The organism is Mycolicibacterium lutetiense (assembly GCF_017876775.1).
Lineage (GTDB): Bacteria > Actinomycetota > Actinomycetes > Mycobacteriales > Mycobacteriaceae > Mycobacterium > Mycobacterium lutetiense.
Genome location: NZ_JAGIOP010000002.1, coordinates 2,472,726 through 2,496,467, shown reverse-complemented (window position 1 = coordinate 2,496,467; position 23,742 = coordinate 2,472,726). Strand labels below are relative to the sequence as shown.

Sequence of the window (23,742 nt, the reverse complement as noted above, 5' to 3'; positions counted from 1 at the left end):
GGTGAGAATTGGGCGCCGCCGGTCGGCGTGGTTGTCGGCGGTGCTCGTGCTCGCCGCGTGCGGACCCGCTCCGGCGCCCCACACCGGCCGCGAGACCCCACCGCAGCGCATCGTCTCACTCAGTCCCTCGGCGACCGAGATTCTGTGGGCCATCGGCGCCGGGGCTCAAGTGGTCGCCGTCGACGGGCAATCGAACCATCCAGACGAGGTGCCGACGCAGGCCGATCTGTCCGGGTACACCCCGAACATCGAGGCAATCGTGCGGTACCAGCCCGACCTGGTCATCACTGCGGACGCTCCCGGCTACCTCGTCTCGGGCCTGCAGGCCGCGGGCATCGAGTTACTGGCGCTGCCCGCCCCCGGCACGCTCGACGGCGCCTATACCCAGATCGAGCAGATCGGCGCGGCGACCGGTCACGCCGCCGACGCCGCCGAGTCGGTTTCGCAGATGCGCCGGCAGATCAGCACGACCGTCGAGAGCACCCCCCAAACTCATCTGAGCTACTACCACGAACTGGACCCGACGTTCTTCAGTGCTGCCGGAACGTCCTTCGTCGGCCGGCTCTACAGCCTGTTCGGTCTGGTCAATATCGCCGATACCGGCGGCGGCGAGCCGTATCCGGAACTGTCCGAGGAGTTCGTCGTCACCGCGGAACCGGACCTGATCTTCCTGGCAGATGCGCAGTGCTGTGGGGTCAGCGCGGCGTCCGTCGCGGACCGCGCGGGGTGGGCGGAGGTACCGGCCGTGCGAAACGGCCACATCTACGAGCTGGATGCCGACGTGGCCAGCCGGTGGGGCCCGCGCACCGTCGACATGGTGGCGAGGATCGCTGCTGCGGTCTCCGAGGCGCAGGCGAGCCATGTCCCTCGGTGACCGCCGTCGTGCCTGGGTGATGGCCGCCGCCGTGGCCGGTGTGCTCGGCGCGGCGTTGCTCGCGATCTTCGTCGGACCGGCCGGGTTGCCGGCCCGCGGGATTCTGCTCGCACTCGCCGACGGACTGCCGGGCATCGACGTCGACCACGGGCTGACGGCATCCCAGCATGCGGTGCTCTGGCAGATCCGGCTACCGCGGGTGGTGCTCGGCGCCCTCGCCGGCGGCACCCTGGCCATCGCCGGCGCCGCGTACCAGGGGGTGTTCCGCAACCCACTGGCCGATCCCTATCTGCTCGGCGTCTCCAGCGGTGCGGGGCTCGGTGCGACCGCGATGATCGTATTCGGCCTGGCCGCAACTGCTTTCGCGGTCCCTATCGCTGCGTTCGCCGGCGGCATCCTGGCCGTCACCGCCACCTACCTGCTGGGCCGCGGCGTGGGCGGGGGCCGCACCGAAGTGGTCATCATCCTGGCCGGGGTTGCGGTGGCCGCCTTCGCCAATGCCGGACAGACCTTCCTGCAGCAGCGTTACGACGACTCGATGCGCCAGGTGTACAGCTGGCTGTTCGGCCGGTTGAGCACGAACGGCTGGACCGAGGTGGGTGTCGTGCTGCCCTACGTGGTGGTGACGATCGCCGTGATCGTGCTGTTCGGCCGGATCCTCGATGTGATGGCCGTCGGTGACGTCGAGGCCGCCAGCCTCGGAGTCGATCCGGGACGGGTGCGCCTGCTGCTGGTTGCCGTCGCGACCCTGGGCACCGCCGCGGTGGTCAGCGTCAGCGGGCTGATCGGGTTCGTCGGCATCGTGGTGCCGCACGCGGTCCGGCTGCTGGCCGGACCCGGCCACCGGTTGCTGCTGCCGTTGTCGGTGCTGTTCGGTGCCGCGTTCCTAATGCTGGCCGATGTCCTGGCGCGCTGGGCGCTGGCCCCGGCCGAGTTGCCGATCGGTGTGGTGACGGCGGCTATCGGTGCGCCCTTCTTCCTCGTGGTGCTGCGCCGCAGTGGGAGGCTGACGTGACCGGTGCGGTGACGTGCACAGACCTGACCGTCGTTCGGCGGGAGGCGACGGTGCTCGACGCGGTGAACCTGACGGTCTCCGCCGGTGAATGGGTCAGTGTGGTCGGACCCAACGGGGCGGGCAAGACCACGCTGCTCCACGTTCTGGCCGGACTCGTGCCGGATGCGAAGGTGTCCGGGACGGTACGGGTCACCGGCCTGGATCCGTTGGTGGTGCGGCGCAGGCAGATTGCCGCGGCGGTGGCGTTGATGCCGCAGCGCCCGATCGTGCCCGAAGGGGTGAGTGTGACCGAGCTGATCGACCTCGGCCGCACGCCGCACACTTCTCGGTTCGGTGCATCGTCGGCCGTCGACCGCAGCGTGGTGGCCGGGGTCATCGAGCGCCTGGACCTGCGGGATATCGCGGCCCGTCCGGTCACCGAGCTGTCCGGCGGTGAACTGCAACGGGTGGTGCTCGCCCGGGCCCTGGCGCAACAACCGTCGGTGCTGATGCTCGACGAGCCCACCAGCGCGCTGGATGTCGGTCATCAACAACAGGTCCTCGAACTGGTCGACGCTCTGCGGGTGGCCGACGGCATCACCGTGATCGCCGCGATGCACGACCTGACGCTGGCCGGCCAGTATGCCGAGCGGATGGTGATGTTGGCCGCCGGGCGGGTTGTCGCTGACGGCACTCCCGCCGAAGTGCTTACCGCACAACGGATCGCGGAGGTCTACCAGGCTCGTGTCGAGGTGGTCGAGCGTGGCGGCGGAGTCGCCGTACTGCCGGTTCGGGACAGGGCGCGTTGATGGACGTGATGTTGTTGGGCACCGGCAGTGCCGACGGCTGGCCCAGCCCGTTCTGCGGATGCCGGTCGTGTCGGTGGGCGCTGGCGGCCGGAGAGATTCGCGGACAGACCGCTGCCCTCGTCGACGACACCGTGTTGATCGACTGTGGCCCCGAAGCGCCCCGGGCGGCGCTGCGCGGGGGTCGGAGCCTGGCCGCCGTGCGGCACATCCTGTTGACCCACGGTCATTTCGACCACGTCGGACCCGCAGCGCTGGTGATGCGGCACTGGGCGGGGCGGACCGAACCGCTCGACATCGTGGGTCCTCCCGGCGCGCTGGACCAGTGTCGCGACTGGGTGGGGCCCGATGACCCGATCCGATTTCGCACCGTACATCCGGGGGATCAGCTGACCCTGCCGGCACCCGGTGGCGACTACACGGTGCGCGTGGTGGCCGCCGCGCATTCCGACGGGCTCGTCGACGACGCGGTCCTGTACGACGTATCCCGCTCGGGGACAAGGCTTTTGTGGGCCACCGACACCGGACCGCTACCCGCCGAGACGCAGTCGGCCATTGCCGGCGCCGGGTTCGACGCGGTGTTCCTGGAGGAGACGTTCGGAAACCACACCGAGCACGGCACCGACCACCACGACCTGCCCTCGTTTGCGCGCACGCTGGCCCGGCTGCGGGAATCCGGTGCGGTCGGAGACCATACCGATGTCATCGCCGTGCACCTGAGCCATTTCAACCCCCCGGGCCTCGAACTGGCCCGGGTGCTGGGCGATTACGGTGCGCGAGCCGGTCGGGACGGCGAGGTGGTGCGGCTGGGTGCTCGCCGAGCGTCGACGCCGACGACGTCTGCGCGCACCCTGATCCTCGGCGGCGTGCGCTCGGGGAAATCGGTGCGTGCCGAACGGATGCTCGCTGGGCAGGAACGGGTCGTGTATCTGGCCGCCGGCGGCCTGCGGGACGGCGACCCGGAATGGGATCGACGCGTTCAGCGGCACCGGTCGCGCCGCCCGCCGGAATGGCAGACGGTCGAAACATCTGACATCGCAGCATATTTGCGCCGTGCCGAGCTGCCGGTCCTGGTGGACTGCCTGGGCACCTGGTTGGCGGCGCGGATGGATCGTCACGGTTGCTGGGACGGCGGACCGCTGAGCGCCGTGGACGGCGACATCGACGAGTTGATACAGGCTTGGCGGCAGTGTGCTGTCCCGGTGGTCGCGGTGAGCAACGAGGTGGGCAGCGGTGTTGTGCCGGATACCGCCTCCGGGCGACTCTTTCGCGATCTGCTGGGGGTGGTGAACACGCGCGTCGCCGCGGAATGCGACGACGTCGTGCTCATGGTGGCGGGCATCGCGCTCCCGCTGCGCGAGTGACCCTTACGCAGGTGCAGATTGGCGTCCGCGCACCAGCCGGCCCGGCCGTGCGTCGGTCGGCACGCCGTTTTCGGCGATGACCTCACCGGACACGACGGTCGCGACGTAGCCGTCCGCGGTCTGGTCGAGGCGGCGTCCGCCCCCGGGCAGGTCGTAGGCGACGACCGGCCGGTGCAACCGCAGCCCCGCATGGTCGATGACGTTGAGGTCAGCCTTGTAGCCCAACGCAATTCGACCGCGATCGGACAGCCCGGAGACTCTGGCCGGAACCGAGGTCAGTTCGCGGACGGCATCGGCGACGCTCAGAGTGCCCCGGTCCCGGTCGCGGACCCAGTGCGTCAGCAGGTAGGTGGGGAAACTGGCGTCGCAGATCATGCCGTAGTGCGCGCCGCCGTCACCCAGGCCGAGTACCACGTCGTCGCGCCTGAGCAGCTCGGCGACGGTGTCGAGTGAGTTGTCGCGGAAATTGGCGAGCGTGACCAGCAACATGGCGTGACCGCCGTCGTCGAGCAGCCGGTCATAGGCCTCCTCGAGGGGGTCGACGCCGCGAGCCCGGGCCCGCGCCCCGATGGAATTCGCCGGGTCGGGCTCATAGTCGGGTGATTCGCCCAGCGGATACATGTAGTCCCAGGCCTGCACGGCGAACATCAGCGGATGCCCGTCACTGGCTGAAGAATCGGCCAGGATCTGTTGGCGGACTTCAGGTTTACGCATCTCGACCACCCGCTCGGCGAGCGGTAGGTGGGCGATCTCGCGGTAGCTCGGGTAGAGGATGAACGGGTTGCCCGACAGTTCGAGGCCGAGCACCAGCCCGATCGGGCGCGGGAAGATCTGGGCGGTGACCTGAGGACCGTCGGCACCGGCATTCTGATTTGCCTTCTCGACCATGCGCAGGGCGTCCTCGAAGAACGCCGGCCCGGCATTGCCGATCGCCAGCGTGAACGTCACCGGCAACCCGACGTCGGCGGCCACGTCGAACACCGTCTGCAGCGCCGGTTCGTAGTCGCCGGCGACCAGGTCCGGCACGAACTGGATCAGGCCGCCTCCGGCGTCGTCGACGCCCCGGGCGATCGCCTCGATCTCGGCGTAGCCGGCGTCATAGCTGGGGATGGGCCGCCCGCTCTCGGTCTTGTGGATGGTCAGCCGTGACGAGGCGAACCCCAGTGCGCCGCTGTGCACGGCCTCGGCGGCCAGCTTGCGCATCAGCGCCAGATCCTCGGTGTTCGCGGGCTCCCGATCGATGCCGCGCTGCCCCATCACGTACACCCGCAGCGGCGAGTGCGGCAGGAACGCGGCCACATCGATATCGAGTTGTCTGGCCCCAAGGGCGTCGAGGAACTCGGGGAACGTCTCCCAGGTCCACGGCAGACCGTCGACCATGACCACCCCGGGGATGTCCTCCACGCCGGCCATCACGTCCACGAGAACGTCGTGATCTCCCGCGCGGCAGGGCGCGAACCCGACGCCGCAGTTACCCATCACGGCCGTGGTGACCCCGTGTGCCGACGAGGGGTTGAGCCGTTGCGACCAGATCGCCTGACCGTCGTAGTGCGTGTGCAGGTCGACGAAACCGGGGGTGACCAACAGTCCGGTGGCGTCGATCTCGCGGTCTGCTGGAGTGTCGATGGACCCGGCGCCGGTTCCTACTTCGACGATGACGCCGTCGCGCACGGCGACGTCGCCCACGTACGGTTCACCACCCAGGCCGTCGACGATGGTGCCGCCGCGGATACACAAGTCGTAGGTCACCTAACTAACGTACGACGCCACAGCCGTTCGGGGAACAGGTGCCGACATGTCGGTGCCGGATGCAACGATCGACCGGTGATCGATCACTTCGGAATCAACTGCACCGACTGGGCCAAATCGAAGGAGTTCTACGACTCCGTGCTGGGCGTACTCGGCTACAGCCGACAACTGGACTACCAGGTTGCCATCGGCTACGGCAGTGAAGGCAAACCCGACTTCTGGATCGCCGATGCCAGTGCCGGCGACGCCGGCGGGCCCAACCGGGAAATCCACGTGGCGTTTCATGCGGCCGACACCGAGGCCGTGCGGGCGTTCTACGACGCGGCCCTGAGCTTGGGTGCCGAGTCGCTGCACGCGCCACGCCTGTGGCCCGAATACCACCCGGGCTACTTCGGCGCATTCGTCCGCGATCCCGACGGAAACAACGTCGAGGCGGTGTTCCACGGGGCGGCGCCGCAGTAGTCCCTAGAGCTGTTCCAGCTCCGAGATCCGCCAGTCGCCGTCGACGCGGGTCAGGCTGACCCGGTAGGCCAACGCGTCATTGGTCGACGGACCACCGGCGGTCTCGGAACGCTGGTCGACGAACGCCACCACCTTGGCGTCGTCGGCCGTCAACGATTCCACTCCGGTGTTGCGGACCGTCACGTGCAGGGTGACGTTGGCAGCCTTCGCGCGGATCCGCTTCCGGTAGTCCTCGACGGCGGAACCGGTCAGCACTTCGGTGACCGCATCGATCTCACCCCGGCCGGTCGTCGGGGTGAAGCTCAGCACCTTGACCACATTGGTCGCCACGAAATCGGTGACCTGCTCGCGCACCTGGCCGTCGTCGGCGATCGGCGCAGGCGCCGGTGCGCTCTTGACCGACAATTGCCAGAACCCCAGGCCGGCGGTGATGACGATCCCCACGACGAGGGCGACGACCGACAGCATCCAGCCTCGCGTGCCTGTGCCCATCAGTTCACGAACTCCAGCTTCGAGGCCTTGTAGCTGCCGTCGACGTGCTCAACGGTGACCCTGGCCCGTTGCATCGAAACCACACCGACCCGGTTGGTCGTGACGGTCACCTTGGTGTCGACGGTGACGAGTACGACGGCTTTCTCGGAGAACAACGATTCGATGCCGGCTCCGGTGATGGTTCCGTCGGTCATGACGCCCAGGTCCTTGGTCTTCTGTTTGATCTGAGAAGCCTGGTTCTGCAGGTCGGCGCGGAACTCGTCGGTGGCGCCGTCCATGATTATCGCGAGATCGGTATCGACGGTGTCTGCGCTCACCGTGACGGAATGCAGCGCGAAGGTCTGGGCGGCGTCCACGTACGGCTGCCACGACGGGGTGGTTTGCGCCACCGGGGCATCGCGGACGAACTGGCTGATCGCGAAACCGATGGTGCACACCAGGAGCACCGCCAGCACGCTGGGCACCACAACCCTTGCCGCACCGCTCTTTTGGGGGCGCCGAGGCTGTGGGATCGGGCTCGGCCCCGACCAGTACGGGGAGGGGTGCGGCGTGCCGGCCACCGGGGGGCGAGCGGTTGCGGTGAACGTCGGGGCTGTGATGACCCTCGGGGGCTCGGATGAGACCGGTTGCGGCGGTTGCGGCGTGGGGGGCCGCTGCATGATCGGGGTTGCCTGCGTGGCCGGCGGCCGGGCATTGGCCAGCGCCTTGGCGAAATCGCTGCACCGCGGGTAGCGGCCGGCCCGGTCCTTGGCCATCCCCTTGAGCATCACCTCGTCCAGGTAGGCCAGTTCGGGGCGTTCGGTGCCCAGGCTCGGCGGAAGCTCGTTGAGTTGCCTGCTGATCACCACGGCCGGGTTGGAGTGATGGAACGGCGAGTGCCCGGACAGTAGCTGAAATGTGCTGGCCGCCAACGCGTACTGGTCGGCGCGCCCATCCACCGGCTGGCCGAGGAGCTGCTCGGGAGCGGAGTAGGCCATGGAGCCGACGGCCATGTTCGTGGAGGTGATGCCGCTGATGTCGTCGATTCGACGGGCAACACCGAAGTCGGCCAACAGGATTCGGCGACGAGCCGCTTCCGGGCCGGTCAGCAGGATGTTGGCCGGCTTCACGTCGCGGTGCAGCAGGTTGCGTTCGTGGGCGTAGTCGAGCGCCTCGGCGATGGCGGTGACGATCTCGACCGCGTCGCGCAGGGGCACCCCGCCGGGGTGACGCTCACGCACGTGTCGCGCGGCGTCGGTGCCGTCGACGTAGTCCATCGCGATCCACAGCTGCCCCTCGTACTCGCCGCGATCATGCAGGCCGACGATGTGGGGATGCCAGAGCGAGGCGGCGATGTCGGCTTCGCGATTGAACCGGTCGCGGTACTGCGCGTCACCGGTCAACGAGGCAGGCATGATCTTCAGCGCGTCCTGGCGGGGGAGTCGCGGATGCTGGGCCAGATAGACCTCGCCCATGCCGCCTGAACCGAGCAGACGTCGAATCGTGTACCCGGCGAACACGTCACCGGTATTCAACGGCATCCAGTGATCGTAGTCGGACCAGTGGCGACCCGGTTCGCGAGTAGCGTCGAGACCATGAGTGCCGCTGATTCCGACGCTGATTCCGGTGCCGTCCGCGAATTACTGCGCGACGCATTCACCCGGCTCATCGAGCATGTCGACGATCTCACCGACGATCTCACCGAGGAGGTGTCGAGTTACCGGCCCACCCCGCAGGCCAACAGCATCGCCTGGCTGATCTGGCACAGCGCCCGCTGCCAGGACCTGCAGTTGTGCGACATCGCCGGGATCGAGCAGGTGTGGACCAGGGACGGCTGGAAGGACCGGTTCGGGCTCGACCTGCCGAGCGACGACATCGGGTACGGCCACAGCCCCGAGGACGTGGCGAAGGTGCATGCCCCGGCCGACCTGCTGGCCGGCTACTACCTGGCCGTGCACAAGGCGACGCTGGCCTACATCGCCGGGGTGACGGCCTCCGAACTCGGCCGCATCGTCGATACCCGGTGGAACCCCCCGGTGACGGCGAGCGCACGGCTGGTCAGCATCATCGACGATTGCGCCCAGCATCTGGGCCAGGCGGCGTATCTGCGCGGCATCATCCCGTGATCGCCCGGTGGTGGCCGCTGGTCGGCCTCACCGCCATGGTGCTGCTCGGCTGGGCGGTACGCACCGGGCCGGTGCCGATCGATGACCGGTTTCAGCACGTCGGGGACGAGCTCGGTTCGTATCGGGACGTCTTTCTGGTGTTCAGCACGCCGTTGGTGGTGGTGGCCGCCTTGCTGGTCGGCATCGTCGTGGCGCTGCGGCGACACCGGAAACGGTTGGCGCTCGCCATGGTGGTGAGCCCGCTGGTGGCGATCACTGTGGTGCGCGTGATCAAGCCGATCTTCGGCAGGGAGAAGGGTGGCGCGCTGGCCTATCCCAGCGGCCACACCACCTTCCTCGTCGCGGTGACGAGCCTGCTCGTGCTGCTGGCCGGGATGCGGCTGTGGGCGCTGGTCGCGGCGGTCAGCGTCGTCCTGCTCGGCATGTTCGGCCTGTCGATGACCTTTCACTACTTCACCGACACCGTGGGCGGGGTGCTGCTGGGCACCTCGGTGGTGGGTATCGCCGCGATTTTCGCCCGCGATGAGCACCATGACGGGGTGGGTAGCGCCTCGCTCGACGTTCGCTGAGCCGCCCTCTTTCCGCCTCCGTTCGGGTGCGCTCCGGCAATGCACGTCGTGGAGCCGTCCGGTGCGGTACGGCAGCCGATCGTCTCCTGGCATTTTCGCGATCGATTAACTATCAAGTACCAGTTGATAGTTCGTATCGGTCGATCGTTTCTTGGTATTGCGTCATGCAAGGCTTTCAGTCTCATGCTGCTTGTCGGCAAACATCGGTGACGGGCGCGAGCTGCGTAGATGGTTGCGTTTCCGCTTTGCGGCAACAGCGTCGCGGTGTGAGGTATTTGCGCACGCAAGTATGTGCCGATAGCTACCTGAGAAAAACCTGAGTGCAGGGTAAATTTCGGTGCGCGCCGAGGGATCGGCCAAGCCCAAATGGCAAGTCATCGAGGGGATTTCACCTATGAACAGTCGTGTCTCGAGCGGTCTCACCGCTTGCGTCGCCGTCGCCGCCGCCGGCGTCATCGCGATCACTCCGGTCGCATCGTCGACACCCACGCCGCCGCGCGTCGTCAGTGCCCAGGCCGCGCTGATGGCCAGCTTCGAGGGCAAGGATCAGATTGCCTTGACGATCATCGCCGGCGAGCGCCTGGTCGACCAGTTCGTACAGGCACCGCTCACCCCCTTCGTCCTGGCGGCCCAGCTCGCAGGCGGTGACAACGAGCGACTGTTCTCCCAGATTCGCCAGATCGTCGATTCGCCGACCTATGTCGCCGATCCGCTCATCGAGGCGATTGCCATCACCCTGCCGGAAGAGTTCGGCGGCGGCTCCGACCATGTCACCAGCACCTCTGCCGGTGACGGCGCCTTCATGCAGTTCCGCAACAACGAACTCCTGGGCCTCCGGGACGACATCAACACTCAGGTCGCACAGGTGCTCAACGTCGACAAGCCGTGGCCCAACGACAACTACGTCGCGGCGCTCGCCGCGGGACTGCAAGAGTCGGCGGTCCGGAGCGTCAACGGCGTCCTGCTCGGGGCGGCCGGCCTGGTGACCGTCGCGCAGGCTATGGCGTCCGGCGACAACCTTCAGGTCTACAAGGCGGTCAAGGAATACATCGACGCCCCGATGTGGGCCGCGGATCCGGCGATCGAGGGGCTCGCCGAAGCGCTCCCGGATTCGCTCGGTGGCGGCACCAATCACGAACCGACCGACCCGACCGGTGACGGCGCCGTCATGCAGTTCCGCAACAAGCAACTGATCGGTGCGCGCGATTCCGTGCGGGTCGCTGCCGCCGGCGTCCTCGGCGTCAGGGACAAGGTGGACAGCACCGGCAACGTGATCACCAACAATCTCAACCCGAGCCGGCAGCTGTCGACCACTGACGAGAAGCCCGACACCGGCTCGAGCGTGGCCAACCTCAAGCCGCACGTCACCAACCTCAATGCCGCTCTCGGCAACGCCAAGGGCAGGGCCGAGAAGCGCACGGAGCGGGCCAAGGCGAACGTGGACAAGGTCGTGAAGAAGGTGCGGGAAGCGGCCGACAAGACTGCCAAGAAGCTCAGCTCGAAGAAGGATTCTGACGACTGAGTTGTGACCGGCGCAGAGCGCGGCGACGAGGGGTCGCCGCGCTCTCGCCGATCTGAGTGCACGGTCGGCGCCAGCGGCGAACCGCCCCGCAACTTGACAGGTGTCAACCCCGAAGCGACGTGCATCACAAATGGTGATTAACATAGGCCCCATGACAGCGACGCCTGATGTTGATCTGACCGGAGAGTTCACCGGTACCGGAACCATCCACAACCCCGCGACCGGCGCCGTCGCCGGCCAGGTGACCTGGACCGATGCCGCCGACGTGCCACGTATCGCGGCCGGCCTGCGCGAAGCGCAAAAGGAGTGGGAAGCCCGCGGCGCCAAGGGGCGCGCCAAGGTGCTGTCCCGCTACGCGGTGTGGCTGGGGGACCACCGCGACGAGATCGAGAAACTCCTGATCGCCGAGACCGGTAAGTCGGCCATGGACGCCGCGCAGGAGGTCCCGCTGCTGATCATGATCCTGTCGTACTACATCAAGGTGGTCGAGAAGGCGATGACGCCTGACTCCCGCCCGGCTCCGCTGCCCTTCCTGTCCATCAAGAAGATCGCCGTGCATTACCGGCCGCGTCCCGTCATCGGGATTATCGCGCCGTGGAACTACCCCGTCGCCAACGCCATGATGGACGCCATCGGCGCCCTGGCCGCCGGCTGCGCGGTGCTGCTCAAGCCGTCCGAGCGCACCCCGCTGACCGCCGAGGTACTGCTGCGCGGCTGGCTGGACTCCGGTGCACCCGAGGTATTTGCTTTGGCGCAGGGTGCGCGTGCGGTGTCGGAGGCCGTCATCGACAACTCCGACTACATCCAGTTCACCGGTTCCAGCGCGACGGGCACCAAGGTGATGGAGCGTGCCGCCCGCCGTCTGACCCCGGTGAGCCTGGAGCTCGGCGGCAAGGACCCGATGATCGTGCTGGAAGACGCCGACGTCGAGCTGGCCGCCAACGCCGCGGTGTGGGGCGCGATGTTCAACGCCGGCCAGACCTGTGTGTCCGTCGAGCGCGTGTATGCGCTTGAGCCCGTCTATGACCAGTTCGTCGCGGCCACCGTGCGTGCGGTGGAGAACCTCAAGATGGGCACCGGCGAGGGCTACCACTTCGGATCGCAGATCGACGAGAGCCAGGTGGCGATCACCGAACGCCACGTCAACGCGGCCGTCGCCGCCGGCGCGAAGGCGCTGACCGGAGGCAAGCGTCCCGAGGGCGGCGGCAGCTTCTTCGAGCCGACCGTCCTTGTCGACGTCGACCACTCGATGGCCTGCATGAGCGAGGAGACCTTCGGTCCGACACTGCCGATCATGAAGGTGTCCTCGGTCGAGGAGGCCGTCCGCCTGGCCAACGACAGCCCGTACGGCCTGAGCGCCTCGGTCTTCTCCAAGGACGTCGAGCGAGCCAAAGCGATTGCGCTACAGCTCGATTGTGGTGCGGTCAACGTCAACGACGTCATCTCCAACCTGATGTGCACCACCGCACCGATGGGCGGCTGGAAGACCTCGGGCATCGGTGCCCGCTTCGGCGGTGTCGACGGGGTGCGCAAGTTCTGCAAGCAGGAGACCGTGGTGGTGCCGCGCACCAACGTCGGCGCCGGCGGCAGCTACTACAACAACTCGGAGAAGGCGCTGGCCCGGATGAACAAGCTGATGACCAAGCTGTCGTTGGCACGCCCGCGCCGTAAAGCCAAGTAACGCACCACCAGGCGTTCACCCCGGCGACACCTCGGTGTTTGCCGGGGTGGATACCGTCGGCCGGTGACTCTCGACATCACCGGCTACACGATCCGTGACGACGACGATGACGACCCCGTGCTGCTGCTGGAACCCGGCGGCGAGGTCGTCGACACCTGGCGTGAGAACTACCCGTACGACGAGCGCATGAGCCGCCTCGAGTACGAGGAGCAGAAGCGGCTTCTGCAGATCGAACTGCTGAAGCTGCAGAAGTGGAGCCAGGGCAACGGGCTGAGGCACGTCATCGTGTTCGAGGGACGCGACGCGGCCGGCAAGGGCGGCACCATCAAGCGGTTCATGGAGCACCTCAACCCCCGCGGAGCCCGCGTCGTCGCACTGGAGAAACCCACCGAAAGAGAACGCACTCAGTGGTACTTCCAGCGGTACGTGCAGCATCTGCCCGCCGCCGGTGAGATCGTCCTGTTCGATCGCTCCTGGTACAACCGCGCCGGTGTGGAGCGGGTGATGGGCTACTGCTCGCCCAAGCAGCACGCCGAGTTCATCCGTCAAACCCCGTTGTTCGAGCAGATGCTGGTCAACGACGGCATCAGCCTGACCAAACTGTGGTTCTCCGTCACACAATCCGAGCAGCGCACCCGGTTCACCATCCGCCAGGTCGACCCCGTGCGGCAGTGGAAACTCTCACCCACCGACCTCGCATCGCTGGACAAATGGGACGACTACACCGCGGCCAAGGAAGAGATGTTCGCCTGGACCGACACCGAAACGGCGCCCTGGACCGTGGTCAAGAGCAACGACAAGAAACGCGCCCGCATCAACGCCATGCGCTACGTGCTCGGTAAGTTCGATTACGACAACAAGGATTTTGAGGTGGTCGGCCACGCCGATCCGCTGATCGTTGGGCGCGCGCTGTCGGACTGACCGCCGCCCGGGAGTAGGAGGACGGCGTGCGATTCGTCATGACGCTGTTCCTGTGGATGCTGACGACGATCCTGCTGGCCGCCGCGGTGCCGTCGGCGTGGGTGCAGAAGAACATCATCGACCAGCAGGGCTACTCGTCGTTTGCCGCAGGCGCGGCCGCCGACCCGCAGTTGCAGCAGGCCGTCGCCGGTGAACTCACGACCCAGGTCCAGTCCCTGGCGGCGCGCAGCGGGTCCGACGTGGACGCACGGCAGATCCGTGCCGTGGCCGGCGCCTACACCGCAGGACCGGACTTCCCCGGACAGTTCGCGCTGGCCAACCAACTCGCGCACACCTGGATGTTCACCGACCGGCTGTCGCGGGATGAGAACGGCAGCTGGGTGATCGATGTGGCCCCGATGCTCAGGGATGCCTCGTTCCGCAAAACCCTGACCGAATTCGGTATCGAAGTGCCACAGACACTTACGGTCCCCATCGCGTCATCGGCGCCGGACAGTTTGCGGCCCGGGATCTTGCGGCCGCTGGCGGTGTGGGGCCCATGGGCCAGTGTGGGCGTGACGGTGCTGGCCGGCGTCTTCGCCCTGCTGACCCTGGCCGCCGCCCGCGCCCGCGGTAAAACCCTTGCTGCGTTGGGCATTTCCGGCTTGCTGGTGGGCGCCGCCGGGTGGGCCGGGTTGGAGGCAGGACGGCGCTACCTCAACGAGGCGCTCAACCACACCAGCGGCGACATCCGCCAGATCGCCGACGCCATGGCCGGCCACGCGATCGACAGCCTGCACCACTGGCTCAACCTCAGCCTGGCCGCCGGCGGTGCGCTCGTGGTGTTCGGGATCGTCGTCGCGCTTTTGGGTGGGTTGCGGCGTCGGCCTGCGTGAGCGCCAGTGAGCTATCCGCCTCGCACCCGTTCCCACAGCCGCAGATAGACCTCCGCGCCGTTGAACATGTCGGTCATGATCTGCGGCCCGCCGAGGACGCGGATCGCTTCGAGCCAGTCCGCGTAGCTGCCGTAGGTGGCGGTGCCATCGGTGTTGATATCGAAAGTGCGCTCGCCCCAACGTTCCCGGTCGAAGGTCACCTGACCGTCGTGTGAGGTGAACGGGTACGTGACGACGCCGGCGCCGAGTGGCCCGCCCTGGGGTGCCAGGCCGTTCATGTCGGAACCGAAGCCGAAACCGAAGTCCGAGCTCGGGCGCGGCATGGCCCGGTACTGGCGCCAGGCGCCGATGGCACTTGCGGCTGGACCGGCGTACGGGGTGGCGAAACCGCCTACGGCGTAGACACGTTGGATGGTGCGATCTGAGCCCCAGCTGTGCGAGGACACCACGCCGGGATACTGCCGCCGTTCGATGATGCTCATGACCTCGTCGGCGGTGACCTCGTCCAGGTGGTCGACCTCGATGAGAAAGCCCTGGTCCATCATGGCGTTGATCAGGTAATTGCCCATCGCTGTCAGACGGCGGACGTTGCAGTGGGGCCCGGGGGCATAGAGCGGCAGCGATGCACCGCCGATCAGGGGTCCGACGAGCCTGGCCAGGAATTGATTGATGTTGCCGGCCAGCGGCACCGAGGGCTGAGTGTTGTCGTGTTCGGGACCGGTGCAGGACTGGACATTCCAGAATGTGCCGGTCTGCATGAAGTTGCCCGCGTTCACCAAGAGGCCGGTGGCATCGCTGTCCATCTTGGTGCCGCCGAACGCGTTGTCGAACTTGTGGATCGGGAAGAAGCTACTGACACCGAGATTCCGGAGTTCTGCGAGCCAGCGGTCGACATCGCCCGGCCCACATTTCGGCACGCCCAGCACCACACCGCAATTCATCGCGTCGGACACTTCCATACCGAGCATCACGGCGAGCTTGCCGGATGCGGCGACCCGGCGCGCTGAGGCGGGATCGGTGACGATGCGGAAGAACCCTTGCCCTGGCCCGCCGGCCTGGGCATCGATGTAGTCCTGCAGTGCGCGCAGGCTCGCTGCCTGGGTCCGCACGGAAGTCATGTCGTTGCATTGGTTTCGACGGCTGGTCATCAGCATGCACAGCGATTCGTTGTCGACCAGGTCGACGGTCATCATGCGCAGGCCGGCTTTCCAGGTCCGCTCGATACTGGTCCAGTAGGTGCCCTCGGTGCTGAGCACGGACGGCCTGGGCCAGTCGCGGAAGGTCGGCCAACCGCGAGTGTCGGTGGCGTGGAACGGTTCGCCGTAGTCGAGGAAACTGGCGACCAGGCCGTTGGTGCCGCCGCGGTACTGGGAACAATCGGGCAGCGCGTAGGGCGCGCCGAGGGGATGCCAGGGCCGTCCGCAGTGGAAGTTGCCGCCCATGAACTCGTAGGCGGTGACGTGCACATGCGTATCGATCGTTCCGACGATCGACCCGTCCGGGGCGACGCTCGGCACCGGCATGCCGGTGGTCCCGTCGTCAGCCTCGGGGTACTCCGCGCACCCGGCCGCCGGCACGAAGGTGACAGGAGTGCTACCCCGGGTGGCGGTATTGGTGAGGATGAATCCGCTTGCGCCGGAACCGTCCACGCGCCACACCGATGTCAGGGCCGGCGTGCGCACGGTATTGACCGACTGCAACGATGCGTTGAGCAGATCACCGTTGCGGCCGTAGAGCAGGTATTCACCGAGCGCTGTCGCGTGCATCCGGTACGGTCCGGCGGTCGGCGCCAGCGGCCCGGTCGGAGCGTTGATCGTGTAACAGCCGTTCGCCAGCGAATAGCGCGTCTGTGTGGGGTCGGCCGTGGCCGTGCTGATTGCGGGTCCGGCGCTCACCGCGGTCAGCGCAATCGTCAGGAGTACCGACAGATATCTGAGTCTTCTGCTGGTTGCGATTCCCGAGTGTCTGACCATGCGGAAACCAGGCGGCCTCATTCTTCGCAAGCTTCCCTTCGGGTGGATGCAGCACACTGCGGTTGAGGCCGAAAGCCGTTGTCTCGGGGGGAAACCCTTCGCCCGGTCGGGAGGTTACCTACGGTGACGTGGTCGGTGACACCCAACGAGATCCATCGTCAGCATTCTGTGACCGATCCGTTAATTACGGCGCGATCCGCTGACCAACTGTCGTATTTACCGTAATCTCCACGGCATGCTGCGCGTCATTCAATGGGCCACCGGATCCGTGGGTAAACATGCGGTGGCCGCGGTACATGCTCACCGCGATCTCGAGCTGGTCGGTGCGCTGGTCTACAGCGACGCAAAGGCCGGCCGCGACGTCGGCGACATCTGCGGTATCGGCGACATCGGTGTCGCCGCCACCGCGGATCGGGATGAGATCGTGGCGCTCGACGCCGACTGCGTGCTGTACATGCCGCAGGGCGAGATGAACCCGATGGGCGCGGTCGACGACATCTGCCGACTGCTGGCCTCGGGCAAGAACGTGGTGTCTACCGCGGTCACCGGGCTGATCTACCCGCTGAGCATGGGGCAGCGGGTGGTGGACAAACTGGAAGCGGCCTGCGCGCAGGGCAGCTCCTCATTCCATGCCACCGGAATCGAACCAGGCTGGGCCGCAGAGGTTCTGCCGTTGACCATGTCGGGGCTGTTCCAGCGGATCGACACGCTGCTGGTGCAGGAACTGATGGACTACAGCACCTACGACAGCCCCGAGATGATGTTCGACATCATGGGCTTCGGCAAGCGGCCCGACGAAGCGGTGCCGATGGCCGATCCAGCCCTGGCCGGGCTCACCTTCAAGGCACCGCTGATGCTGCTGGCCGACGGGCTCGGCGCCACCATCGACGACTTCGTCTTCGACCGCCAGGTGGCCGTCGCTGCCGAGGCGTTCGATATCAAGTCCGGCCGCATCGAAGCGGGAACAGTGTCAGCGCAACGGTTTTCCTACACCGCCGTCGTCAACGGCCGGCCCGCGCTGACCATCGAACACATCACCCGGCTCGGCGACGATCAGGCGCCCGACTGGCCGGCCGGGCGCGGTTGGCACGTCACCGTCGAAGGGAATCCGTCGATGGAGCTCAGATCCTGTATCGCCACCTACGGCGAGGACGAGACCGAGCAGGGCTGTCTCGGCACCGCGATGCACGCGGTGCACGCCATCGCGCCGGTGTGCGCGGCCGCCCCCGGAATCCGGACCTTCCTGGACCTGCCGATGATCGCCGGTCGGGGAGTGCTGGGCTAGGTGCGATCCCCGAGGGTCTGCCAGAGGAACTCGTACGTCAGCGCCGCCTTGAACGCGGACTGCTTGTTGTCGGCCGCGCCGCCGTGGCCACCTTCGATGTTCTCGTAGTACAGCACCCGGTGCCCGGCTGCCTCCAGAGCCGCCGTCATCTTCCTGGCGTGCCCGGGATGCACCCGGTCATCGCGGGTCGACGTGGTGATCAGGATCGGCGGATATGGCGCTGACTCCGAAACATTCTGGTAGGGCGAATATTTCGCCATGAACTCCCAGTCTGCCGGATCGTCGGGGTTGCCGTACTCGGCCACCCAGGACGCCCCCGCGAGCAGCAGGTGGAACCGCTTCATGTCCAGCAGCGGCACACTGCACACCAGTGCCCCGAACAGCTCCGGGTACTGCGTCAGCATCACACCCATCAGCAGGCCGCCGTTGCTGCCGCCGGACGCTCCGAGCTGCTCAACCGTGGTGATGCCGCGGTCCACCAGATCGGCGGCGATCGCAGCGAAATCCTCGTACACCAGGTGGCGGTTCTCCCGCATCGCCTGCGTGTGCCAGCCCGGGCCGTACTCGCCGCCGCCACGGATGTTGGCCTGCACGTAGGTGCCGCCCCGCTCCAGCCAGCCCCGGCCGATCCCGCCGATGTACCCCGGCGTCAACGAATTCTGGAACCCGCCGTAGCCGTAGAGGTACGTCGGGCTCGGCTCGTCGCGACGGCCGACCACGAAATACGGGACCTTCGTGCCGTCCTTGGACGTCGCGAAGAACTGCTCGACGTCGATGCCGGTGGCGTCGTAGAACGCCGGTGCGGACTTGATTTCGACCAGCGGGCCGCCTGCGGTGCCGTGCAGCAGACGCGACGGGGTGGTGAATCCGCTTGAGTTGTAGAAGACCTCGTCACCGAGATGGTCGATGTCGACGACGATGGTGTCCGTCGCCGGCGGAATGTCCGGTGCGTCCCTGCGCTCCCACGTCCCGGGTGTCACGACCTCGACGTGGCTCGCGACATCACGCAGCGTGATGAGGATCAGCTTCTCCTTGGTCCACTGCACGCTGGACAGGCTGCTGTGCTCGTCGGGCTCATAGATCATCGCGAGATCGGCTGTGTCGGAAAGGAAATCATCGAAGTTGGCGCCCAGTAACGCACCCGCCGGGTAGGTGACCCCACCCACCTGCCAGTCGGTCCGCAGTGCGATCAGCAACCACTCGCGGTGCAGCGACAGCGACGAGTCGGTCGGGACCTTGAGTTCGATGAGCTCGCCGTCGCGTACTTCGTAACGGATGCGGTGGTAGAAGTCGGTGTAGCGGCCCAACCGGGTGTGCTCGAACCCCGGGGTTCGGTCGATCGAGGCGATCACCCGGACATCGGCCGGCTCCGCCTCGTACACCGTCTCGGCGTCGGCCAACGGCTCGCCGCGGCGCCAGCGCTTGGCGATCCGCGGATAACCGGACTCGGTCATCGACCCCTCACCGAAATCGGTGCACACCAGCAGGGTGTCCTCGTCCTGCCAGGACACCGAGGACTTGGCTTCGGCCAGCTCGAATCCGCCGGACACGAATTCCCGTGTCCGCATGTCGAACTCGCGCACCACGGTGGCGTCGGCGCCGCCTCGGGACAGGCTGATCATGGCCAGGGTGTGTTCCGGCTCGATCACCTCGGGCCCGGCCCACACCCAGTTCTCGTCCTCGGCGCGCGCCAGCTCGTCCAGATCCAGGATCACGTCCCAGTCCGGATCGTCGGTGCGGTAGCTCTCCAAGGTGGTGCGCCGCCACAGGCCGCGCGGGTTCGCCTCGTCGCGCCAGAAGTTGTACAGGTACTCGCCGCGCCGGCCCGGATAGGGGATCCGCGCATCGGTGTCGAGGATCTCGAGCACCTCGGAGCGCATCGCCTCGAAACGCTCGCCGCTCAACTGCGCGATCGTCGGCTCGTTGTGCGCCCGCACCCACGCCAATGCGTCGTCGCCGGTGATGTCCTCAAGCCACAGGTAAGGGTCCTTCTCCACCCACCCATTGTTACCGCGCGCGTAATGTGAGCTGAACAACGCCACGGCCGTCGGAAGCGAGGTTGCGATGGGCCATCCACCTTCACGGGCCCTGATCACCGCCGCCGCAGCCGATTTGTTGGCGCGGCTCCAGGAGCGTCACGGTTCGCTGATGTTCCACCAGTCCGGCGGATGCTGTGACGGGTCGTCCCCGATGTGTTACCCCGACGGGGAGTTCATCGTCGGCGACCGCGACATCCTGCTCGCGATTCTCGACGTCGGCACCGGAGTGCCGGTGTGGATCTCCGGCCCGCAGTTCGAAGCCTGGAAACACACCCAGCTGGTGATCGACGTCGTCCCCGGTCGTGGCGGTGGCTTCAGCCTGGAAGCACCCGAAGGCATGCGGTTCCTGTCCCGCGGCCGGGCTTTCACCGACGCCGAGAACGACGCGTTGGCCGAGCAGCCTGCGGTGACCGGGGCGCAGTACAGCGCCGGCGCCCGACCGCCCGATACCGGCAGCCACATCGTCGCAGCAGCGGAGGACGCGTGCCCGGTGCCGGCGCGGACCCTGCCTACTTCTCCAAAGTGAACTGGACGACGTCGGTCTGCCGCCGCCGGAACAGCTTCGCGCAGCCGGTCAGATACTTCATGTAGCGCTCGTAGACCTCTTCGGACTGCGTCGCGACGGCTGCCTCCTGGTTGGCCTCCAGGTTGGCCGCCCACATGTCGAGGGTCTGCGCGTAGTGCGGCTGTAGTGATTGCTGACGAGTGACCGTGAATTCGGCCGCGACCGCGTGCTCGTCGACCATCGGAATCGACGGCAATTGCCCGCCCGGAAAGATCTCGGTCAGGATGAACTTGACGAACCTGGCCAGCTCGAAGGTGACCGGCACTCCCATCTCATGTGCCTTGCGAGGATCAATCCCGCAGATGGTGTGCAGCAACATCACTCCATCGGACGGCAGAGCCTGATACGCCGCGTCGAAGAATGCGGGGTAGCGGTCATGACCGAAGTGCTCGAACGCGCCAATCGAGACGATCCGGTCGACCGGCTCGTCGAACTGTTCCCAGCCCTGCAGGAGAACCCGCCTGCTGCGGTCGGTGTCCATGGCGTCGAACATCTCACCGACGTGGGCGGCCTGGTTCTTCGACAACGTCAGCCCTACGACGTCGACGTCGTAGTGTTCGACGGCGCGTCGCATGGTGGCACCCCAGCCGCATCCGACGTCGAGCAAGGTCATTCCCGGCTCGAGCCCCAACTTGCCGAGGGCCAGGTCGATCTTGGCGATCTGGGCTTCCTCCAATGTCATGCCGTCACGCTCGAAGTACGCACAGCTGTAGGTCTGCGTCGGATCGAGAAACAGCCGGAAGAAGTCGTCAGAGAGGTCGTAGTGAGCTTGGACGTCGGCGAAGTGAGGAGTCAGAGTTTTCGGCACAGACGCGCCTTTCTGCTGGTTCGTCGGTCGAGGCGCACATCGCAGCCGCGACCCTCTTAGACCATTCGGAGCCGATCCGGCCATGGATGGCTACGAATCGAAATCGGCCGGGGCGCGCCGCGCCGGTGCCGCTGGCCTCGGGGGTCGCGGCGTTATCGTCGAAGAGTGATTCCGCTGCCACGGGCGTGGCTGCTGACCAGCGCCATGTTGGTCGGCGTAGCGGTCGGGCTGCTGGCCGGGATCGCGTCGACCCTGCTGGTGACGGTCACCGTCCGGCCAGATGTGGTGATTGCGCTGGTCCTCGGGGTTCCCGGTGCGCTCGGGATCCTGGTGGTCCTGGTTGCGGGTCGGCGGTGGGTCACCACTGTCGGCGCGTGCGTCCTGGCCATCGCGCCCGGCTGGTTCGGCGCCCTGGCGATCATCCAGGTGGCATCCCATGGCTGAGGACGTCGACACCTCCACCAGGGACTTCTCCCCGCTGTTCGATACCGGGGAGAACGAGGCCGTCAGAGCTGAAGCCGACGAGGCATTGCTCGAAACGACGTGCGCGGAGGACATGACCCCGGACCAGCCGGACTCCGACGACGCGCCGTCGGTACCGTTGCCTGCCCCGGCCCCGTCTCTCGTGGTGGAAGGCACCTACCTGTCGGTCAAATGGTGGACGTTCGTGGGCATCCTGGCCGCGGTGTGGTTCGTCTCCGCGGCGGCAGGGGCGGGCCTGTACTACTACTGGTACCAGTCGGCCGACAAGACCTGGCCGGTGTTCGTCGCACTCGCCTACGTCGTCGTCATCGCGGTCGGTGCGCTGATCGCGTCGACGGCCCAACGCAAACCCCTGGTATCGGCCCTGGCCATCGCACTGATGTCGGCGCCCCTGGCGGCGATGGCCGCCGCGGCGGTTTTCTACGGTGCCTACGTGTTCGGCTGGATCGCCCGGTAGGACCATTGCGCCGCCCACTAGGGTGGGGTCGTGACCCACTTTGACGTCGTCGTTCTCGGAGCTGGTCCCGGTGGATACGTCGCGGCCATCCGTGCCGCCCAACTGGGGCTGAACACCGCAATTGTCGAACCCAAATACTGGGGTGGCGTGTGCCTCAATGTCGGGTGTATCCCGTCCAAGGCGTTGCTGCGCAATGCGGAACTCGCACACATCTTCACCAAGGAAGCCAAGACCTTCGGCATCAGCGGTGAGGCCACCTTCGATTACGGTGCCGCCTTCGACCGCAGCCGCAAGGTCGCCGACGGCCGGGTGGCCGGTGTGCACTTCCTGATGAAGAAGAACAAGATCACCGAGGTTCACGGCTACGGCACCTTCACCGGGCCCAAGTCGATGTCGGTCAAGCTCAACGAGGGAGGTTCGGAGGAACTCACGTTCGACAACGCGATCATCGCCACCGGGTCGTCCACCCGCCTGGTGCCGGGTACCTCGTTGTCCGACAACGTCGTCACCTACGAAACCCAGATCCTCTCGCGCGACCTGCCCGGCTCGATCATCATCGCCGGCGCCGGTGCGATCGGCATGGAGTTCGCCTACGTACTGAAGAACTACGGCGTCGACGTCACCATCGTCGAGTTCCTGCCGCGCGCCCTGCCCAACGAGGACGCCGAGGTCTCCAAGGAGATCGAGAAGCAGTACAAGAAGCTGGGCGTCAAGATCCTCACCGGCACCAAGGTCGAAGGAATTGCCGACGACGGCACGACTGTGACCGTCACCGTCAGCAAGGACGGCAAGACCGAGGAACTCAAGGCCGACAAGGTGTTGCAGGCCATCGGTTTCGGGCCCAACGTCGAGGGCTTCGGCCTGGAGGCGGCCGGTGTCGCGCTGACCGACCGCGGCGCCATCGCGATCGACGATTACATGCGCACCAACGTGCCCGGCATCTACTCCATCGGCGATGTCACCGGCAAGCTCCAGCTGGCCCACGTGGCCGAGGCGCAGGGCGTCGTTGCGGCCGAAACCATCGGCGGCGCAGAGACTCTGACGCTGGGCGATTACCGGATGATGCCGCGCGCCACGTTCTGCCAGCCGCAGGTGGCCAGCTTCGGGCTCACCGAAGAGCAGGCCAAGGCCGAGGGGTACGACGTGGTCGTCGCCAAGTTCCCGTTCACCGCCAACGGCAAGGCACACGGCCTGGCGGACCCGACCGGCTTCGTGAAGCTGATCGCCGACAAGAAGCACCTCGAGCTGATCGGCGGGCACCTGATCGGGCCGGACGTCTCCGAGCTGCTGCCGGAGCTGACCCTGGCACAGAAGTGGGATCTGACCGCCAACGAGTTGGCCCGCAACGTGCACACCCACCCGACCCTGTCGGAGGCGCTGCAGGAGTGCTTCCACGGGTTGACCGGCCACATGATCAACTTTTGAGAAACGAAATCGTCGCCGGCATAGCCGGATTGGTGGCCGGCCACATTCTGTGGCTGGCTGCCATCACATTGGCGAGCGAGGGCTCGCGGGTCAATATTTGGGTCCTGCTGGTCGCGGCCCTGTCCTTCATCGGCGGTGCCGCAGGCTGGTACTTCGGCCGACAGAAGTTCCGGCAGAAGTCACGGGCCTGGGCGGCGTTCCTGTGGGCGCTGCCGGTGTCTCCGGTGGTGTTCTCGCTGGTCCTGTTGGGCGTCACGTACCTCTAGTGCTTTGCGATTTGGGTGCATTCGGCG

23 protein-coding genes are annotated in these 23,742 nt (G+C 66.8%); 17 read left to right on the top strand and 6 right to left on the bottom strand.

Annotation, left to right across the window (positions count from 1 at the left end):
* Window position 1 precedes the first annotated feature (1 nt).
* From JOF57_RS21325 to JOF57_RS21310, 4 genes are read left to right on the top strand one after another with little or no spacing between them, the layout of a single operon-like run.
* Window positions 2-874 carry a helical backbone metal receptor gene (locus tag JOF57_RS21325; RefSeq protein WP_209919754.1) on the top strand — a complete coding sequence of 291 codons (873 nt, stop codon included), beginning with the start codon at window positions 2-4 and terminating at the stop codon, window positions 872-874.
* Window positions 861-1,889, top strand: a complete 1,029-nt coding sequence (locus JOF57_RS21320) for a FecCD family ABC transporter permease (RefSeq protein ID WP_209919752.1) — start codon at window positions 861-863, stop codon at window positions 1,887-1,889. Before JOF57_RS21325 ends, JOF57_RS21320 begins: the two co-directional genes overlap by 14 nt.
* Window positions 1,886-2,677, top strand: a complete 792-nt coding sequence (locus JOF57_RS21315) for an ABC transporter ATP-binding protein (protein ID WP_209919750.1) — start codon at window positions 1,886-1,888, stop codon at window positions 2,675-2,677. Before JOF57_RS21320 ends, JOF57_RS21315 begins: the two co-directional genes overlap by 4 nt.
* Window positions 2,677-4,038 carry a bifunctional adenosylcobinamide kinase/adenosylcobinamide-phosphate guanylyltransferase gene (locus tag JOF57_RS21310; protein WP_209919749.1) on the top strand — a complete coding sequence of 454 codons (1,362 nt, stop codon included), beginning with the start codon at window positions 2,677-2,679 and terminating at the stop codon, window positions 4,036-4,038. The genes JOF57_RS21315 and JOF57_RS21310 overlap by 1 nt, the downstream gene beginning before the upstream one ends.
* 3 nt (window positions 4,039-4,041) lie before the next feature.
* Here the strand turns inward: JOF57_RS21310 and JOF57_RS21305 are convergent, their stop codons facing one another.
* The gene (locus JOF57_RS21305) at window positions 4,042-5,787 is read right to left on the bottom strand and encodes an N-acyl-D-amino-acid deacylase family protein (protein WP_209919747.1); all 1,746 of its coding nucleotides are present in this window, start codon (window positions 5,785-5,787) and stop codon (window positions 4,042-4,044) included.
* A gap of 75 nt (window positions 5,788-5,862) precedes the next feature.
* Between JOF57_RS21305 and JOF57_RS21300 the strand changes: the two genes are divergently transcribed.
* Window positions 5,863-6,249, top strand: a complete 387-nt coding sequence (locus tag JOF57_RS21300) for a VOC family protein (RefSeq protein ID WP_209919745.1) — start codon at window positions 5,863-5,865, stop codon at window positions 6,247-6,249.
* 3 nt (window positions 6,250-6,252) lie between these two features.
* Here JOF57_RS21300 and JOF57_RS21295 read toward each other — a convergent pair whose 3' ends face one another.
* The gene (locus JOF57_RS21295) at window positions 6,253-6,741 is read right to left on the bottom strand and encodes a nuclear transport factor 2 family protein (RefSeq protein WP_209919742.1); all 489 of its coding nucleotides are present in this window, start codon (window positions 6,739-6,741) and stop codon (window positions 6,253-6,255) included.
* Window positions 6,741-8,261 carry a serine/threonine-protein kinase gene (locus JOF57_RS21290; RefSeq protein ID WP_209919740.1) on the bottom strand — a complete coding sequence of 507 codons (1,521 nt, stop codon included), beginning with the start codon at window positions 8,259-8,261 and terminating at the stop codon, window positions 6,741-6,743. Before JOF57_RS21290 ends, JOF57_RS21295 begins: the two co-directional genes overlap by 1 nt.
* A gap of 54 nt (window positions 8,262-8,315) precedes the next feature.
* Here JOF57_RS21290 and JOF57_RS21285 point away from each other — a divergent pair, with 54 nt between their 5' ends.
* From JOF57_RS21285 to JOF57_RS21260, 6 genes are all read left to right on the top strand, one after another.
* Window positions 8,316-8,846 carry a mycothiol transferase gene (locus tag JOF57_RS21285; RefSeq protein WP_209919738.1) on the top strand — a complete coding sequence of 177 codons (531 nt, stop codon included), beginning with the start codon at window positions 8,316-8,318 and terminating at the stop codon, window positions 8,844-8,846.
* The gene (locus tag JOF57_RS21280) at window positions 8,843-9,415 is read left to right on the top strand and encodes a phosphatase PAP2 family protein (protein WP_307870067.1); all 573 of its coding nucleotides are present in this window, start codon (window positions 8,843-8,845) and stop codon (window positions 9,413-9,415) included. The genes JOF57_RS21285 and JOF57_RS21280 overlap by 4 nt, the downstream gene beginning before the upstream one ends.
* 394 nt (window positions 9,416-9,809) lie before the next feature.
* The gene (locus JOF57_RS21275) at window positions 9,810-10,937 is read left to right on the top strand and encodes a hypothetical protein (protein WP_209919736.1); all 1,128 of its coding nucleotides are present in this window, start codon (window positions 9,810-9,812) and stop codon (window positions 10,935-10,937) included.
* A 151-nt stretch (window positions 10,938-11,088) separates the two neighbouring features.
* The gene (locus tag JOF57_RS21270; protein ID WP_209919735.1) at window positions 11,089-12,618 is read left to right on the top strand and encodes an aldehyde dehydrogenase family protein; all 1,530 of its coding nucleotides are present in this window, start codon (window positions 11,089-11,091) and stop codon (window positions 12,616-12,618) included.
* Window positions 12,619-12,681: 63 nt separating this feature from the next.
* On the top strand, window positions 12,682-13,539 hold the full coding sequence (ppk2, locus tag JOF57_RS21265; RefSeq protein WP_209919733.1) for a polyphosphate kinase 2: 858 nt from the start codon (window positions 12,682-12,684) through the stop codon (window positions 13,537-13,539).
* A gap of 26 nt (window positions 13,540-13,565) precedes the next feature.
* A complete protein-coding gene (locus tag JOF57_RS21260) occupies window positions 13,566-14,414 on the top strand; it encodes a hypothetical protein (protein ID WP_209919730.1) in 849 nt (282 codons plus the stop codon).
* A gap of 11 nt (window positions 14,415-14,425) precedes the next feature.
* On the opposite strand, the gene JOF57_RS21255 is transcribed toward JOF57_RS21260, so the two are convergent.
* Window positions 14,426-16,309 carry an amidohydrolase family protein gene (locus JOF57_RS21255; protein ID WP_209919729.1) on the bottom strand — a complete coding sequence of 628 codons (1,884 nt, stop codon included), beginning with the start codon at window positions 16,307-16,309 and terminating at the stop codon, window positions 14,426-14,428.
* 313 nt (window positions 16,310-16,622) lie between these two features.
* Here JOF57_RS21255 and JOF57_RS21250 point away from each other — a divergent pair, with 313 nt between their 5' ends.
* Complete coding sequence (locus JOF57_RS21250; protein WP_209919726.1) at window positions 16,623-17,672, top strand: NAD(P)H-dependent amine dehydrogenase family protein; 1,050 nt, start codon at window positions 16,623-16,625, stop codon at window positions 17,670-17,672.
* Here the strand turns inward: JOF57_RS21250 and JOF57_RS21245 are convergent.
* Window positions 17,669-19,714: a prolyl oligopeptidase family serine peptidase gene (locus tag JOF57_RS21245; RefSeq protein ID WP_307870066.1), complete on the bottom strand. Its 2,046-nt coding sequence runs from the start codon at window positions 19,712-19,714 to the stop codon at window positions 17,669-17,671. The genes JOF57_RS21250 and JOF57_RS21245 overlap by 4 nt on opposite strands.
* 22 nt (window positions 19,715-19,736) lie before the next feature.
* Between JOF57_RS21245 and JOF57_RS21240 the strand changes: the two genes are divergently transcribed.
* Window positions 19,737-20,237 carry a DUF779 domain-containing protein gene (locus tag JOF57_RS21240; RefSeq protein WP_209919722.1) on the top strand — a complete coding sequence of 167 codons (501 nt, stop codon included), beginning with the start codon at window positions 19,737-19,739 and terminating at the stop codon, window positions 20,235-20,237.
* Here the strand turns inward: JOF57_RS21240 and JOF57_RS21235 are convergent.
* Window positions 20,221-21,084: a cyclopropane mycolic acid synthase family methyltransferase gene (locus tag JOF57_RS21235; RefSeq protein ID WP_209919720.1), complete on the bottom strand. Its 864-nt coding sequence runs from the start codon at window positions 21,082-21,084 to the stop codon at window positions 20,221-20,223. The two genes, JOF57_RS21240 and JOF57_RS21235, sit on opposite strands and share 17 nt — an antisense overlap.
* 165 nt (window positions 21,085-21,249) lie before the next feature.
* Here JOF57_RS21235 and JOF57_RS21230 point away from each other — a divergent pair, with 165 nt between their 5' ends.
* The 4 genes from JOF57_RS21230 to JOF57_RS21215 are packed head-to-tail and all read left to right on the top strand — an operon-like array spanning window position 21,250 to window position 23,715.
* Entirely contained in the window at window positions 21,250-21,528 is a 279-nt protein-coding gene (locus tag JOF57_RS21230; RefSeq protein ID WP_209919718.1) for a putative holin, read from the top strand.
* Window positions 21,521-22,024, top strand: a complete 504-nt coding sequence (locus JOF57_RS21225) for a hypothetical protein (protein WP_234938204.1) — start codon at window positions 21,521-21,523, stop codon at window positions 22,022-22,024. The genes JOF57_RS21230 and JOF57_RS21225 overlap by 8 nt, the downstream gene beginning before the upstream one ends.
* A 30-nt stretch (window positions 22,025-22,054) precedes the next feature.
* The gene (gene lpdA, locus JOF57_RS21220; protein ID WP_209919716.1) at window positions 22,055-23,449 is read left to right on the top strand and encodes a dihydrolipoyl dehydrogenase; all 1,395 of its coding nucleotides are present in this window, start codon (window positions 22,055-22,057) and stop codon (window positions 23,447-23,449) included.
* Window positions 23,446-23,715: a hypothetical protein gene (locus tag JOF57_RS21215; RefSeq protein WP_209919714.1), complete on the top strand. Its 270-nt coding sequence runs from the start codon at window positions 23,446-23,448 to the stop codon at window positions 23,713-23,715. Before lpdA ends, JOF57_RS21215 begins: the two co-directional genes overlap by 4 nt.
* Window positions 23,716-23,742 lie beyond the last annotated feature (27 nt).